The following is a 13,531-nucleotide window of genomic DNA, read 5'->3' on the forward strand; positions in this document are numbered from 1 at the left end:
GTCGATGCGCAGCGGGCGTACGTGAACGCGCCGCTCGAGGGGTCGTCCACGAGATCGCCTATGCCGACGGCGCGCGCGTCGCGCGATCGCTCGAGACGCCGACGGCTCCCGCGTTCGTCGCGGAGGTCGGGCGATGAGGCGGATGGCTGCCGGGCTGCTGGCTGCGCTCGCGCTCGCGGTGAGCGGGTGCGCGGCCATCGCCCCCGCGGACGAGACGCCGCGGATCGTCGTGACCACGAACATCCTCGGCGACGTCGTGCAGAGCGTCGTGGGCGACGAGGCGGAGGTGCTCACCCTCATGAAGCGCGACGCCGATCCGCACTCCTTCGAGATCTCGGCACAGGAGGCCGCGTCGCTCGGCGATGCCGACCTCATCGTGTCGAACGGGCTCGGCCTCGAGGAGGGGCTGCAGCAGCACCTCGACCGCGCGGAGGCGGAGGGGGCGCGGATGCTCGCGGCCGGCGACGTCGTCGACGTCCTGCCGTATGCCGAGGGCGGTGCGCCGGACCCGCACTTCTGGACGGACCCTGCGCGGATGGTCGAGGTCGTCGATGCGCTCGAGGCGGCGGTCGCCGACATCCCGGGGATCGATTCCGCCGTGGTCGGAGGCAACGCGGACGCCTATCGGAGTGAGCTCGCGACGCTCGACGAGGAGATGACCGCGGCGTTCGCGGCGATCCCCGAGGAGCGACGTGCCCTCGTCACGAACCACCACGTCTTCGGATATCTCGCCGACCGTTTCGACTTCCGCGTGATCGGCGCGGTCATCCCCGGCGGCACCACCCTCGCGGCGCCGAGCGCCGCCGACCTGCGCGACCTCGCGGGCGCGATCGAGGAGGCGGGGGTTCCGACGATCTTCGCGGAGTCCTCGCAGCCCGACCGGCTCGTGCAGGTGCTCGCGAGCGAGGTCGGCATCGAGGTCGACGTCGTCGAGCTCTTCACGGAGTCGCTCACGGAGCCCGGAGAGGGCGCCGACACCTACCTCACCATGATGCGCGCGAACACCGAGCGCATCTCCCAGGGCCTGAGCTGAAGGCCATCCCGGAAAGGAACACGATGACACGACACACACGACGTCTGACGGCGGCGGCCGTGATCGCGGGGGTCTCCCTCCTCGCGACCGCGTGCGCGACCACGTCGGGCTCAGGTGCCGCCCCCGACACAGCGAGCGAGGAGCCGGCGGCTCCGGCGGAGGGTCGCGTCGCGGTGGCCTACGAGAACGGCATCGCGGTGCTCGACGGCACCTCGCTCGAGGTGGTCGACACCTTCGAGACCGAGGAGTTCACGCGGCTCAATCCTTTCGGCGACGGACGCACGATCGCCGTGACCACGTCGAAGGGGTTCCAGATCCTCGACACGGGAGCGCCCGAGCTCACCGATCTCGTCTTCGAGGCGGCTGCCGCCGGGCACGTCGTCGTGCACGAGGGGAAGACGGTGCTCTACGACGACGCGACGAGCGAGACGACCATCCTCGACACCGACGTGTTCGCTGGTGGCTACGACGCGCTCCCGGAGGGTGAGACGCATCGCTCCGAGGCCGCGCACCACGGCGTCTCGATCGTCCTCGAGGACGGCACTCTTCTCACGACCGTCGGCGACGAGACCGCGCGGTCGGGTGCCGTCGCGCTCCACGCGCACGACGACCACTGGGATGAGCTCGCGTCGAGCGACGAGTGCCCCGGCATCCACGGCGAGGGGACCGCGGCCGGCGAGGCCGTGATCTTCGGCTGCGAGGATGGCGCGCTCCTCTTCCACGACGGCGCGTTCGAGAAGTTCACGGCGCCCGACGAGTACGGGCGGATGGGCAACGCGTACGTCTCGGAGACGAGCCCGATCGTCGTCGGCGACTACAAGAGCGACCCCGACGCCGAGGGCTACCTGCTCAACGCGGTGACGCTCATCGACACCGCCGCGCACACCTACGAGGTCGTGGAGCTGCCGGACGAGGTGCAGTACACGTACCGCGATGTCGTGCGCGGGCCGGAGGATCTCGCGTACATCCTCTCGACCGACGGACAGATCCACGTGCTCGACCCCGAGACGGGCGAGATCGTCGACGCGTTCCCCGTCGTGGAGCCGTGGGAGGGGCCGGTCGAATGGCAGGACCCGCACCCCACGATCAAGGTGAACGGCGACATCGCCTACGTCACCGAGCCCGCTTCGAACGCCGTGCACGCCGTCGACCTGACGACGGGCGAGACCGTCGCGACCGTCGAGCTCGACGCCGCGCCCAACGAGATCGCGGTCGCGCTCGGCTGAGCGGCCCCTTTCCGGTGAGACTAGCCCCCGTCGCCCGGACTAGCGCTCCGGGCGCAGGTATCGGCGACCGGGGCTAGTCTCACCGGCGATCGGGTGCGACACCCCCGGGAGGGCGGCGTCGATTGGCGCCGGCCCCCCGGTTCGGGTATGCTCTTGCAGGTTGAGAGTTCGGCTCTCGCAAGACGGGGCTATAGCTCAGGCGGTTAGAGCGCTTCACTGATAATGAAGAGGTCCCAGGTTCAAGTCCTGGTAGCCCCACTCCGTCTCCTCTCGGGGCCTTAGCTCAGTTGGTAGAGCGCTTGCTTTGCAAGCAAGATGTCAGGAGTTCGAATCTCCTAGGCTCCACACGCAGGAATCGCCCCGGCCACTCGGCCGGGGCGATTCGCGTTTCCGCGCCGGAGCTCACCGGGAGCGCGGCAGCTCGACGGGGCTGCGGGATCGATCGATCGCGACATCACTCGGATCAGCGGGATCGACAAGCAGGTGGACGGTCGACCCGGGGGAGAAGCCGGCGACGAGCGCGCGATCGATGCGGACGACGAGCTCCGCATCGTGCGAGGATCCGCGGAACGGGAAGCGCACGTGCAGGCGCATCGCCGGGGCCTCCTCGCCGCCGCCCGGGTGCCTGGCCCACGACGTGATGCCTGCCTCGACGCGGACTCCGCCCACCTGGAGGCGGTCGGCGCGGGACCTCTCCTCGCCGACCGGCCGGTAGCTCCGCGCGAGCGCCCGGGCGACCACGACGGCGATCGCGACGATCACGGTGAAGAAGCCGGCGATCGCCAGGATCGCCGGCAGCGGCATCGCGTCTGCGTTCTCCATCCGCCGTCAGCGTCGCACGGCGAAGGGGGCCTGCGGTGAACGGACGGGGAACACTCGCTGCCGACGCGCTGCATGAGAGGGCGCGGCTGACGAACCTTCTCTACCGTGCGCGGGGCGGCGCCGTCGATCCCCGGTCGATGAGCGTCGGCGAGAGGCGGATGTGCCGGGGCTCGGCTTCGGGGTCGTCGAGTCGGGCGAGGATGGCGCGCGCGGTCTCCGCTCCCACGTCGCGGCTGCGATCGTCGATCGTCGTGAACGACAGGTAGCGGCTGTTCGCGAGGGGCGAGTCGTCGTAGCCGACGAGCGACACGTCATGCGGGATGGCGAGACCTCGGTCGCGCAGGGCGGCCGCGGCGCCCAGCGCCATGACGTCGTTCGACGCGAAGATCGCGGTCACGTCCGGATGCGCCTCGAGCAGCTGCCGTGCCGCGCGGTAGCCCCCTCGTCGCTCGTCTCGTGCTCACCGCCGGTCAGCAGCGGATCGAGCCCGGCTTCGCGCATCACACGGGTGTACGCAGCGCGCCGCAGGGCCGCCGACCCTCCTCCGCCGGTGAGATGCCCGATGCGACGATGGCCGAGCTCGAGGAGATGCCGCGTCGCGATCCGCGCGCCCTCGGTGTCGTCGTTCGCGACCGTGTCCGCGCCGGGGATCGAGCCCGCGCGCCCGCCGACGACGGCGACCGGGACGGGGATGCGCAGGGCCGCCGCGTCCGGCTCGGCGGCGACGACGACGGCCTCGGCATGGGTCGCGATGAAGCCCTCGACCGCGTGCGCGTCTCGGCGGAGGTCGGCCACGCTGACCTGGAAGCCGGCGGGGTCGAGCACATCGCGCATGCCGTCGAGGAGGTCGACGAACCAGAGGTTGCGGAAGTCGTCGATCACGAGGCCGATGTTGCGTGTGCGCACCCCGGCGAGCGCGGTGGCGGCTCGGCTCGGACGGTAGTCGAGTGCGCGGATGGCCTCCTCGACCGCTCGGCGCCGCTCCGGGCTGACCTTGGGCGAGCCGCGGAGAACGAGGGAGACGAGCGACTTCGACACGCCTGCGCGCTGGGCGACGTCGTAGATCGTCGGTCGGGACGCGGTCATGAGATTCGCCTTTGACAGGACATTACGTCGTAGTCTACCGTGATCGTTGTACCGCTCCAACGCGGTTCATCCCCATCCTCGCACCTGCAATGACGCCGCGGCCGGAAGGCCGGGCGAGACCTCGAAGGAGAGAGCCGATGCCCGAGAGCCTCGGAGTCGCCGTCATCGGAGCCGGCATGGCCGGCCGCGCCCACGCCGCGGCGTACCGTGCGGCGTCCACCGTCTACGCCTCGACGCTTCCGCCCATCCGCCTTGTGTCGATCGGCGACGTGAACGCCGAGTTCGGCGCCCTCGCCGCGCGGCGCTTCGGCTATGAGCGCAGCGACACGTCGTGGCAGGCGATCGCCGAGGCGCCCGACATCGACGTCGTCAGCGTCGTCGTCGCGAACCATCTCCACCGCGAGATCGTCGAAGGGCTCCTCGCCGCCGGCAAGCACGTCCTGTGCGAGAAGCCGCTCAGTGACAGCCTCGACGATGCGGTCGCCATGGCCGACGCGGCGCGCTCGGCGACGAGCGTCGCGCGCGTCGGCTTCACCTATCGGCGCTCGCCCGGCATCGCGTATCTCCGCGACCTCGTGCGCAGCGGCGTGCTCGGCCGCGTGCTCCACGTCAGCGGACGCTACTGGACCGACTACGCCGCCGACCCGCACATCCCGATCAGCTGGCGCTTCAAGGGCGCGCAGGGCTCGGGAGCGCTCGCCGATGTGGGCAGCCACCTCGCGTACATCGCCGAGTTCATCGGCGGCGACATCGCGGAGGTGTCGGGTGGGCGCTTCGCCACCGTGATCTCCGAGCGCCCCGAGCCCCTCGGCGCCGTCATCGGCCACGAGCACGGCGCCGTGTCGGACACGTTCGACACCGTCGAGAACGACGACTACGCCGCGTTCTCGTTCGACTTCGCGGATGGCGGAGCAGGGGCGATCGAGGTCTCCCGCGTCGCCTCGGGGCACGCGAACACGCTCGTCCTCGAGGTGTTCTGCGAGAACGGCTCGGCGTCGTTCGACTTCCGCACGCCGTCCGAGATCGGACTCATGCTCAACGAGGGCCCGGTCGCGCAGCGCGGGTTCCGGCGGGTGCTCCTCGGCCCCGAGCATCCGTACCTCAGGGGAGGTCTCGCCATGGACGCGACCGGTGTCGGGTTCGGTCAGAACGAGGGCTTCGTGTACCAGGCGCGGGCGTTCCTCGAGGAGGTCGCCGGCATCGAGGAGGCGGCATCGCTGCCGCGATGCGCGACGTTCGAGGAGGGGGTCCGCAACATGCGGCTGCTCCAGGCGGTGGCGGAGTCTGCCGCGCGACGCGGCGCGGCGGTCGCGATCCCGCAGGAGGTGCGCGCATGAGGCTGGGCGTCTACAACGCGATCCTGCACGACCGCACGCTTCCCGAGGCGCTCGAGGTCATCGCGTCGCTCGGTCTCACGGGGATCGAGCTGAACGCGGGCGGATTCCTGCCGGCGGTCCACATCCCGTCCCTCGACGACATCCTCGTGTCCGACGCCGCGCGCGACGACTTTCTCGCGCAGTTCGAGGGGACCGGCGTCGAGATCGCCGGCCTCAACTGCAATGGCAACCCCCTGCACGCGAAGGCGGATATCCGCGCGCGGCACGCGGAGGACGTGCGCCGATCCATTCGCCTCGCTGCCCGCCTGGGTCAGACGCGCGTCGTCACGATGTCGGGTCTGCCCGGGTCCGACGAGACGGCGCGATTCCCGAACTGGATCGTGAACGCCTGGAACTCGGCGCACCTCGACGTGCTCGACTACCAGTGGCGGGTCGTCGGCGACTTCTGGCGGGAGATCGACCGACTCGCTGCCGACCACGGCGTCAAGGTCGCGCTCGAGCTGCACCCGCAGAACGTCGTCTTCAACACCCGCGACGTGCATCGTCTCGTCGAGACGACGGACGCGACGCACATCGGCGTCGAGCTCGACGCGTCGCACCTCTTCTGGCAGCAGATGGACCCCGTCGCGGTCGTGCGAGAGCTGGGCGAGCTCGTCTTCCACGCAGCGGCGAAGGATGTCCGCATCAACCGCGAGACCGCGCAGCTCTACGGCGTGCTCGACAACGGCTTCCGGCGGCTCGACCCGTCCGAGTCGCGCACGAGCCTCGGGGGCGACGAATGGGCGAACGAATGGCCGAAGCCCGCCGCCTGGGACTTCGTCGCGCTCGGCAAGGGGCACGACACGGCGTACTGGACGGAGTTCCTCCGTGCTCTGCACGAGGTCGACCCGGACATGTGGGTCAACATCGAGCACGAGGACGTCGAGCTCGGCCGGGTCGAAGGGCTTGAGGTGGCCGCGGCCGTGCTGCGCGATGCCGATCGAGCTCTGCAGGAGTCGCTCGGGCAGGGGTGAGCAGGGGCGGTTATCGAGGTCAGGTCGCGGCGTCTCGACTCGCTCGAGCCTCGCTCGCTCAACGACCGGGGGAGGGATGGCCGATGGCGCCTTGCGGAGGGATGTGTCAGCGGGCGACCGCGTACGCAGCCCGCACACGTGCGAGTCGCTCGTCGAAGGCGGGCGGCAGCGGCGAGGGCAGGTCGTCGAGGGGGAACCACGCCAGGTCGTCCGACTCGTCGCTGACCTGGAGGGCGACGGCGTCGCGGTCGACGACGGCCGCGACGCCGACGTCGAGGTGCGATGCGCATCGGCCGAACCGCGAGCTCAGCGGATGGTGATCCAGGTCGACGACCCGGACGTCGCGGAGGAGACCGCAGGAGACGCCCGTCTCCTCCTCGAGCTCGCGTGCGGCGGCCTGCGCGAGCGACGTGTCCCCGGCCTCGAGGTGGCCGCCCGGCTGCACCCAGAACCTCCCCTTGCCGTGGAGGCAGAGGAGGATCTGCTCGCCGGTCGAGTCGAAGACGAACAGGCTCGCCGTGAGGTGCGCGGGCGGCCCCTCGCGGTCGAGCGCGGCCGCGCCGTGCGCCTCGAGAGCCGCGACGAAGTCGTCGTGCGCGGGGACCGACGGCCCCACCAGGGCGACGGCCTCGCGCGCGGACGCGAGCAGAGAGGAGCGCGGGTCGATCACGGCTTCGAGCCTGTCACAGGCCGGGGACCGGAGCGAGGATGCGAGTGGCCGACAAACGTCGGCGAAATCACCGTGCACAGACGTGAAGCGAAACAGGGAGCAGATCGGAAAGACACTGACCGGTACCAATGTGCACATTGTCGCCCGATTTTGCTCGATCGGCCCATGAGGCGGATACTCATGTCGCGCGCGTCCCCCGCGCACCGAGACCATGAGCATCCTCCGCACCCCGCACAGCGCCCTCGAGAGCGTCACGGTGGTCGGCCCCGGCCGACTCGGCCGGAGCATCGCCCGTGCCCTCCGGGCGGCGGGCGTCGTCGTGCACGGCCCGGTCGGGCGCGGCGAGGAGATCCCCGACGCGCCGGTCGTGCTGCTGTGCGTTCCGGACGGCGAGATCGCTGCCGCGGCGCACGCCGCGACGGCGGCGGGGCGGATGATCGGCCACACCTCCGGCGCGGTGCCGATCCACGACGTCGACTTCGGCCTCCACCCCCTGCAGACGTTCACCGGCGATGACGACCCGACCGTGTTCCGCGGTGTCGCGTGCGCGGTCGCGGGGCGCTCGGACGAGGCGCTCGAGACCGCGACGGGCATCGCGCTCCTGCTCGGCGCACGCGCGTTCCCTCTCGATGAGGCCCACCGGGCGGCCTATCACGCAGCCGCGTCGGTCGCGGCGAACTTCCTCGTGACCATCGCCGATGCCGCGGAGCGGATCGCCGAGACCGCGGGCATCCCGGCCAAGGAGGCGCGCCTGCTCCTCGCGCCGCTCGTGCGGCGCACCGTCGAGAACTGGGCGTCGGGAGGACCCGCGACAGCCCTGACGGGCCCGATCGCCCGCGGGGACGAGGAGACGGTCGAGCGCCAGCGCGCCGCGATCTCGGCCGGCCGGCCCGAGCTCGTCCCGCTCTTCGACGAGCTGTGCGAGGCGACCCGCGCGCTCGCACGCAGGAAGGAGCACGCGACATGAGGATCGTGCGCACCGTGTCCGACATGCGCGCCGCCGTGCGCACCGCGCGAGCCGAGGGCGCCTCGATCGGCCTCGTGCCCACGATGGGGCCTTCCACGAGGGACACCTCTCGCTCATGCGCCGTGCGCGGGAGGGGTCCGACGTCGTGGTCGTGTCGCTCTTCGTCAACCCCACGCAGTTCGGGGCGAACGAGGACCTCGGCTCCTATCCGCGCGACGAGGCCCGGGATGCCGCGCTCGCCGAGGCTGCGGGAGCGGACATCCTCTTCGCGCCGCCCGTCTCCGAGATGTATCCCGACGGCTTCGCCACGACCATCCATGTGTCCGGCATCACCGACGTGCTGTGCGGCGCGCACCGCGGCCCGCACCACTTCGACGGCGTCGCCACCGTCGTCGCCAAGCTGCTCTCGATCGTGACCCCAGAGGTCGCCTTCTTCGGACAGAAGGACGCGCAGCAGGTGCTCGTCGTGCGCCGGCTCGTCCGCGACCTCGACCTGCCCGTGCGGATCGAGGCGTGCCCGATCGTCCGCGAGCCGGACGGCCTCGCGATGAGCTCGCGCAACGTCTACCTCGATGCCGCAGCGCGGGCGCAGGCGACCGCTCTGAACCGGGCGCTGACCGCGGCGGAGGATCTCGCGGCGCGGGGCGAGCGGGATGGCGCGGTGCTGCTCGCGGCCGCGCGATCCGTCCTCGCGGAGGCCGGCATCGAGCCCGAGTACCTCGAACTGCGCGACGCCGAGCACCTCCGCCCTCTCGTCCGCGTCGATCGGGACGCGCTGCTCGCGGTCGCGGCCAGGGTCGGCGCCGCACGCCTCATCGACAACCGCATCCTCAAGGGAGAATCCTGATGCGCCGCATCATGCTCAAGTCGAAGATCCATCGCGCCACCATCACGGGAAGCGACCTCAACTACGTCGGCTCGATCACGATCGACCCCGATCTGCTCGAGGCGGCGGACATCCTCGAGCACGAGCAGGTGCACGTGCTCGACGTCGACAACGGCGCGCGCTTCGAGACGTACACGATCGCGGGGGAGCGCGGCTCGGGGGTCATGCAGGTCAACGGCGCTGCCGCCCGGCTCGTGCACGCGGGCGACACGATCATCGTCGTCTCCTACGCCGAGTACGACGAGAAGGACCTCGAGACGTACGAGCCCGTCGTCGTGCACGTCGACCGGGGCAACGGCATCATCCAGGTCGATGACGCGGTCGACCGTCTCCTGACGGCGCGCGCATGAGCACGCGGCCGACGGCCCGCCCGCGCGTCGCGCCGGCCGACCTCGCCGCGCGCAAGGCCGCGTGCGAGCGCATCGCCATGGTGACCGCCTACGACCATCCCAGCGCGCAGGTGGCCGAGGCGGCAGGCGTCGACGTCGTGCTCGTGGGCGACTCGGCCGCGATGACGGTGCTCGGATACGACAGCACCGTGCCCGTCACCGTCGACGAGATGATCATGCTCACGGCCGCGGTCCGCAGGGGCCTGCAGAGCCCTCTGCTCGTCGCGGACCTGCCCTTCGGCTCGTACGAGGCCTCCGACGAGACCGCCGTCGCGACCGCGCAGCGCTTCGTGAAGGAGACGGGGTGCGACGCGGTCAAGATCGAGCGCGGCGGCACGTCGGTCGATCGCGCGAGCGCCATCGTCCGCGCGGGCATCCCCGTCATGGGGCACGTCGGCCTCACGCCGCAGACGGCGACCGCCCTCGGCGGATACCGTGCCCAGGGCCGGACCGCCGACGACGCGCTCGCGGTGTGCGAGAGCGCACTCGCGCTGCAGGAGGCCGGATGCTTTGCGATCGTCTTCGAGGCGATCCCGAGCGACGTCACGGACGCCCTGATGCCCCGGATGAGCGTCCCCGTGATCGGCATCGGCGCGGGCCCCGCCACCGACGGCCAGGTGCTCGTATTCCATGACCTTCTCGGCATATACGGGGGTCGTGCGGCGCGTTTCGTCAAGCGGTACGCGGAGCTGCGGGGGGACATGATCGCCGGCATCGAGCGCTATGTCGAGGAAGTCCGCGCGGGACAGTACCCAGCGACCGAGCACGGCTACTCCATGCCCGAAGAGGAATCTGCCCGTCTGAGGGAGCTGCTCGACGCGCTCTGACCCGCCGACTTGCGCGGCCGCGGCTCCCTGCTACTCTGATCCGGTCCACACGGGAGTCCCAGCAGGGGCTGAGAACGAGCTGACGCTGCTCGCGACCGTCGAACCTGTTCGGGTCATGCCGGCGTAGGAAGTAGGAGCAGCTCTTTTGCGCACCCTGGAAGCGACGCATTCGCTCGCATATCTGCACGACGACGAGCACGGGATCCGGGTGCCGGTCACCCGCATCGCGCTCACGGACTCGCCGAACGGCGAGCGGAACGAGCCGTTCACGGCCTATCGGACGTCGGGCCCGGGCAGCGACCCGGTGCGAGGGCTGCCGCCGCTGAGGGCCGACTGGATCGCCGCACGCGGCGACGTCGAGGAGTACGACGGGCGCCCGCGCGACCTCCACGACGACGGCCGTGCGGCCGCGCGGCGCGGCGCCGCCTCCGCGGAGTGGCGGGGAGAGTCCGCCCGCCCGCGCCGCGCACGTCCCGGCCGGCGCGTGACGCAGATGCACTACGCGCGGCAGGGCGTCATCACGCCCGAGATGCGCTTCGTCGCGCTGCGCGAGGGGTGCGACGTCGAGCTCGTCCGCTCGGAACTCGCGGCGGGGCGCGCGATCATCCCGAGCAACATCAACCATCCCGAGAGCGAGCCCATGATCATCGGGCGGGCGTTCCTCGTCAAGATCAACGCGAACATCGGGAACTCGGCCGTCACGAGCTCGATCGCCGAGGAGGTCGAGAAGCTCCAGTGGGCGACGACGTGGGGCGCCGACACGGTCATGGACCTCTCCACGGGCGACGACATCCACACGACCCGCGAGTGGATCATCCGCAACGCGCCCGTGCCGATCGGGACGGTCCCGATCTACCAGGCGCTCGAGAAGGTCGACGGGCAGGCGCATCGCCTCACCTGGGAGATCTTCCGCGACACCGTGATCGAGCAGTGCGAGCAGGGCGTCGACTACATGACGATCCACGCGGGCGTGCTGCTGCGCTACGTGCCGCTCACGGCAGAGCGGGTGACGGGCATCGTCTCGCGAGGCGGCTCGATCATGGCGGGCTGGTGCCTCGCCCACCATCGCGAGAACTTCCTCTACACGCACTTCGACGAGCTGTGCGAGATCTTCGCGCAGTATGACGTCGCGTTCTCGCTCGGCGACGGTCTCCGCCCCGGCTCGACGGCCGACGCCAACGACGCGGCGCAGTTCGCCGAGCTCGACACGCTCGCCGAGCTCACGCACCGGGCGTGGGAGCACGACGTGCAGGTCATGGTGGAGGGGCCGGGGCACGTGCCGCTGCACCTGGTCCGGGAGAACGTCGAGCGCCAGCAGGAGCTCTGCTCGGGGGCGCCCTTCTACACGCTCGGCCCCCTCGTCACTGACGTCGCCCCGGGGTACGACCACATCACCTCGGCGATCGGCGCGACCGAGATCGCACGGTGGGGCACCGCGATGCTCTGCTACGTCACGCCCAAGGAGCACCTGGGGCTGCCCAACCGCGACGACGTGAAGACGGGCGTCATCACGTACAAGATCGCGGCGCACGCGGCCGACCTCGCGAAGGGCCATCCGGGGGCGCGGGATCGGGATGACGCGCTGTCGAAGGCGCGCTTCGAGTTCCGCTGGCGCGATCAGTTCGCCCTCTCGCTCGACCCCGACACGGCAGAGGCCTTCCACGACGAGACGCTCCCGGCCGAGCCGGCCAAGACGGCGCACTTCTGCTCGATGTGCGGCCCGAAGTTCTGCTCGATGCGGATCTCCCAGGACATCCGCGACCGCTTCGGCGGAGCCGAGGAGCAGGAGGCGATCGCGGCCATGCGCCGGAAGTCCGAGGAGTTCGTCGCCGCCGGCGCGTCCGTCTACCTCGACGAGCCCCGTGTCCGGAGCTGACAGCAGGGTCGACGTCGCCGTCGTCGGCGCAGGGATCGTCGGCACGGCGATAGCCGTGGCGTGTGCGCGCGCGGGGCGCTCGGTGCGACTCATCGACCCCCGCCCGGGAGACGGCGCAACGTATGCCGCGGCCGGAATGCTGAGCCCCGCGGGCGAGCTCCAGCACACCGAGCGCGCTGCCGTGGCGCTCCACCGCGCCGCGGCGGCCGCATACCCCGACTTCGTCGCATCGCTGCCCGGCGGCGCTGCGGCGTGCGGGTACGAGGCCGCCCCGACGCTTCTCGTCGGGGTCGACGACGCCGACCGCCGTCGGATCGTCGAGCTCGTGGACGCGGCGCCCGCGGTGCAGGCGGAGCGACGGAGCGTCCGAGAAGCGCGGGCCGCCGAGCCTCTGCTCGCGCCGGGACTCTCGTGCGCGTACGCGGCGGACGGCGACCATCGCGTCGATCCGCGTGCCCTCGTCCGCGCGCTTCGGGGCGCGCTCGCGCCATCCGCTCTCCGTCCGCTCGCGGCGAGGCGCCTGCTGCGCGGGCGGGGCGGTGCTGTGCACGGTGTCGAGCTCTCCGACGGGACAGCGATCGCCGCGGCCGAGGTGGTCGTCGCGAACGCGCTCGGCGCGGCGGACCTGGGCGCGACGCCGCCCGGCGTGCTGCGCCCGGTGCACGGAGACATCCTCCGCCTCCACGCCGCGGGCCTCCCGCGCCTCGCGCACACGGTCCGCTCCCTCGTCCGCGGCCGTGCCGTCTACCTCGTGCCGCGCGTCGACGGCGGGCTGGTCGTGGGCGCGACCGAGCGCGAGGACGCCGACGACGCGGTCTCCGCGGGGGGCGTGTCGGCGCTGCTGCGCGATGCGGCCGAGGTGATGCCGCTCGTCGACGAGTACCGCTTCGTCGAGGCGACCGCCCGCGCCCGTCCGGCGACCCCCGATCATCTGCCCCTCGTCGGGCGGACCGCCCCGGGCCTCGTCGTCGCGACGGGAACGCATCGCAACGGCGTGCTGCTCGCCCCGCTCATCGCAGACCTCTGCCGCCGCATCGTCGACGACGTCGCCCCGCCGCGCGGCGTCGAGGCCGACCTGCTCGACCCTGGGCGGTTCGCCCCCAGCCGCCTCGAACCCGGGCGCGACGCCGCGCCCCGTGACCGTGAAGGAGTCCTCGCATGATCGAGATCGATGTCAACGGAAGTGCTCTGCGGCTGCCCGAGGGGGCGGCGGTGTCGACGGTCGTCTCGGCGCTCACGGGCCGCGCGGTGACGCCCGAGGGCACGGCCGAGGACGGCGCGCCCCTCGGCGTCGCGGTCGCGGTCGACGCGGTCCTCGTGCCGCGCGCCCGCTGGGGGTCGCATCGGCTCGGCCCGGGCGCGCGGGTCGAGGTGCTCACCGCGGCGCAGGGCGGCTGAC

The 13,531-nt window shown here is 71.6% G+C and carries 14 protein-coding genes, 2 tRNA genes, 1 pseudogene and 1 riboswitch; of the genes and pseudogenes, 13 read left to right on the top strand and 4 right to left on the bottom strand.

The genetic code is table 11. From position 1 onward, the window contains the following. Nucleotides 1–133: 133 nt before the first annotated feature. The 4 genes from aztC (at nucleotide 134) to GC092_RS00070 (ending at nucleotide 2,604) form a co-directional block, all read left to right on the top strand. On the top strand, nucleotides 134–1,033 hold the full coding sequence (gene aztC, locus GC092_RS00055; protein ID WP_324013317.1) for a zinc ABC transporter substrate-binding protein AztC: 900 nt from the start codon (nucleotides 134–136) through the stop codon (nucleotides 1,031–1,033). A 23-nt stretch (nucleotides 1,034–1,056) separates the two neighbouring features. After that, entirely contained in the window at nucleotides 1,057–2,259 is a 1,203-nt protein-coding gene (gene aztD / locus GC092_RS00060; RefSeq protein WP_324013319.1) for a zinc metallochaperone AztD, read from the top strand. A gap of 184 nt (nucleotides 2,260–2,443) precedes the next feature. Then, a tRNA-Ile gene (locus GC092_RS00065) sits at nucleotides 2,444–2,517 on the top strand. A gap of 14 nt (nucleotides 2,518–2,531) precedes the next feature. Continuing rightward, nucleotides 2,532–2,604 (top strand) — tRNA-Ala (locus tag GC092_RS00070). 57 nt (nucleotides 2,605–2,661) lie between these two features. Here GC092_RS00070 and GC092_RS00075 read toward each other — a convergent pair. From GC092_RS00075 to GC092_RS00085, 3 genes are all read right to left on the bottom strand, one after another. Continuing rightward, nucleotides 2,662–3,081: a DUF3592 domain-containing protein gene (locus GC092_RS00075; protein ID WP_271172516.1), complete on the bottom strand. Its 420-nt coding sequence runs from the start codon at nucleotides 3,079–3,081 to the stop codon at nucleotides 2,662–2,664. A gap of 100 nt (nucleotides 3,082–3,181) precedes the next feature. After that, nucleotides 3,182–3,478, bottom strand: coding sequence for a substrate-binding domain-containing protein (locus GC092_RS00080; protein ID WP_324013320.1), 297 nt, complete (start codon nucleotides 3,476–3,478; stop codon nucleotides 3,182–3,184). Continuing rightward, nucleotides 3,475–4,167, bottom strand: coding sequence for a LacI family DNA-binding transcriptional regulator (locus GC092_RS00085; RefSeq protein ID WP_324013322.1), 693 nt, complete (start codon nucleotides 4,165–4,167; stop codon nucleotides 3,475–3,477). Before GC092_RS00085 ends, GC092_RS00080 begins: the two co-directional genes overlap by 4 nt. Before the next feature lie 137 nt (nucleotides 4,168–4,304). On the opposite strand from GC092_RS00085, the gene GC092_RS00090 reads away from it, so the two are divergent. Then, on the top strand, nucleotides 4,305–5,504 hold the full coding sequence (locus tag GC092_RS00090) for a Gfo/Idh/MocA family protein (RefSeq protein WP_324013323.1): 1,200 nt from the start codon (nucleotides 4,305–4,307) through the stop codon (nucleotides 5,502–5,504). Further along, entirely contained in the window at nucleotides 5,501–6,517 is a 1,017-nt protein-coding gene (locus tag GC092_RS00095) for a sugar phosphate isomerase/epimerase family protein (protein ID WP_324013325.1), read from the top strand. The genes GC092_RS00090 and GC092_RS00095 overlap by 4 nt, the downstream gene beginning before the upstream one ends. Nucleotides 6,518–6,623: 106 nt before the next feature. On the opposite strand, the gene GC092_RS00100 is transcribed toward GC092_RS00095, so the two are convergent. After that, entirely contained in the window at nucleotides 6,624–7,187 is a 564-nt protein-coding gene (locus tag GC092_RS00100; protein WP_324013326.1) for an NUDIX hydrolase, read from the bottom strand. 211 nt (nucleotides 7,188–7,398) lie between these two features. Here GC092_RS00100 and GC092_RS00105 point away from each other — a divergent pair, with 211 nt between their 5' ends. The 7 genes and pseudogenes from GC092_RS00105 to thiS all read left to right on the top strand — a co-directional run bounded on the left by GC092_RS00105 (nucleotide 7,399) and on the right by thiS (nucleotide 13,530). Next, entirely contained in the window at nucleotides 7,399–8,154 is a 756-nt protein-coding gene (locus tag GC092_RS00105; RefSeq protein WP_324013328.1) for a DUF2520 domain-containing protein, read from the top strand. After that, nucleotides 8,151–9,001 (top strand): annotated as a pseudogene (gene panC / locus GC092_RS00110) (pantoate--beta-alanine ligase). The gene GC092_RS00105 and the pseudogene panC overlap by 4 nt, the downstream one beginning before the upstream one ends. After that, a complete protein-coding gene (panD, locus tag GC092_RS00115; RefSeq protein ID WP_271172509.1) occupies nucleotides 9,001–9,390 on the top strand; it encodes an aspartate 1-decarboxylase in 390 nt (129 codons plus the stop codon). Before panC ends, panD begins: the two are co-directional and overlap by 1 nt. Then, the gene (gene panB / locus GC092_RS00120; RefSeq protein ID WP_324013330.1) at nucleotides 9,387–10,256 is read left to right on the top strand and encodes a 3-methyl-2-oxobutanoate hydroxymethyltransferase; all 870 of its coding nucleotides are present in this window, start codon (nucleotides 9,387–9,389) and stop codon (nucleotides 10,254–10,256) included. The genes panD and panB overlap by 4 nt, the downstream gene beginning before the upstream one ends. Nucleotides 10,257–10,295: 39 nt before the next feature. Next, nucleotides 10,296–10,403, top strand: a riboswitch (TPP riboswitch). After that, nucleotides 10,402–12,132 (top strand): phosphomethylpyrimidine synthase ThiC, encoded by a 1,731-nt coding sequence (gene thiC, locus GC092_RS00125; RefSeq protein WP_324013332.1) that lies wholly within the window; start codon nucleotides 10,402–10,404, stop codon nucleotides 12,130–12,132. (Overlaps the previous riboswitch by 2 nt.) Continuing rightward, nucleotides 12,119–13,294 carry an FAD-dependent oxidoreductase gene (locus tag GC092_RS00130; RefSeq protein WP_324013334.1) on the top strand — a complete coding sequence of 392 codons (1,176 nt, stop codon included), beginning with the start codon at nucleotides 12,119–12,121 and terminating at the stop codon, nucleotides 13,292–13,294. Before thiC ends, GC092_RS00130 begins: the two co-directional genes overlap by 14 nt. Beyond that, nucleotides 13,291–13,530 carry a sulfur carrier protein ThiS gene (gene thiS / locus GC092_RS00135; protein ID WP_271172505.1) on the top strand — a complete coding sequence of 80 codons (240 nt, stop codon included), beginning with the start codon at nucleotides 13,291–13,293 and terminating at the stop codon, nucleotides 13,528–13,530. Before GC092_RS00130 ends, thiS begins: the two co-directional genes overlap by 4 nt. The last annotated feature ends 1 nt before the right edge of the window (nucleotide 13,531 follow it).

Origin of the sequence: Microbacterium sp. JZ37 (genome assembly GCF_035188445.1) — a bacterium.
Lineage (GTDB): Bacteria > Actinomycetota > Actinomycetes > Actinomycetales > Microbacteriaceae > Microbacterium > Microbacterium barkeri.

What these genes read in the sequence shown, in the direction of transcription:
- aztC (WP_324013317.1), top strand. Translation starts at nt 134, where the DNA reads ATGAGGCGGATGGCTGCCGGGCTGCTGGCTGCGCTCGCGCTCGCGGTG.
- GC092_RS00085 (WP_324013322.1), bottom strand. Translation starts at nt 4,167, where the DNA reads ATGACCGCGTCCCGACCGACGATCTACGACGTCGCCCAGCGCGCAGGC.
- GC092_RS00095 (WP_324013325.1), top strand. Translation starts at nt 5,501, where the DNA reads ATGAGGCTGGGCGTCTACAACGCGATCCTGCACGACCGCACGCTTCCC.
- panD (WP_271172509.1), top strand. Translation starts at nt 9,001, where the DNA reads ATGCGCCGCATCATGCTCAAGTCGAAGATCCATCGCGCCACCATCACG.
- panB (WP_324013330.1), top strand. Translation starts at nt 9,387, where the DNA reads ATGAGCACGCGGCCGACGGCCCGCCCGCGCGTCGCGCCGGCCGACCTC.
- GC092_RS00075 (WP_271172516.1), bottom strand. Translation starts at nt 3,081, where the DNA reads ATGGAGAACGCAGACGCGATGCCGCTGCCGGCGATCCTGGCGATCGCC.
- aztD (WP_324013319.1), top strand. Translation starts at nt 1,057, where the DNA reads ATGACACGACACACACGACGTCTGACGGCGGCGGCCGTGATCGCGGGG.
- GC092_RS00090 (WP_324013323.1), top strand. Translation starts at nt 4,305, where the DNA reads ATGCCCGAGAGCCTCGGAGTCGCCGTCATCGGAGCCGGCATGGCCGGC.
- GC092_RS00105 (WP_324013328.1), top strand. Translation starts at nt 7,399, where the DNA reads ATGAGCATCCTCCGCACCCCGCACAGCGCCCTCGAGAGCGTCACGGTG.
- thiS (WP_271172505.1), top strand. Translation starts at nt 13,291, where the DNA reads ATGATCGAGATCGATGTCAACGGAAGTGCTCTGCGGCTGCCCGAGGGG.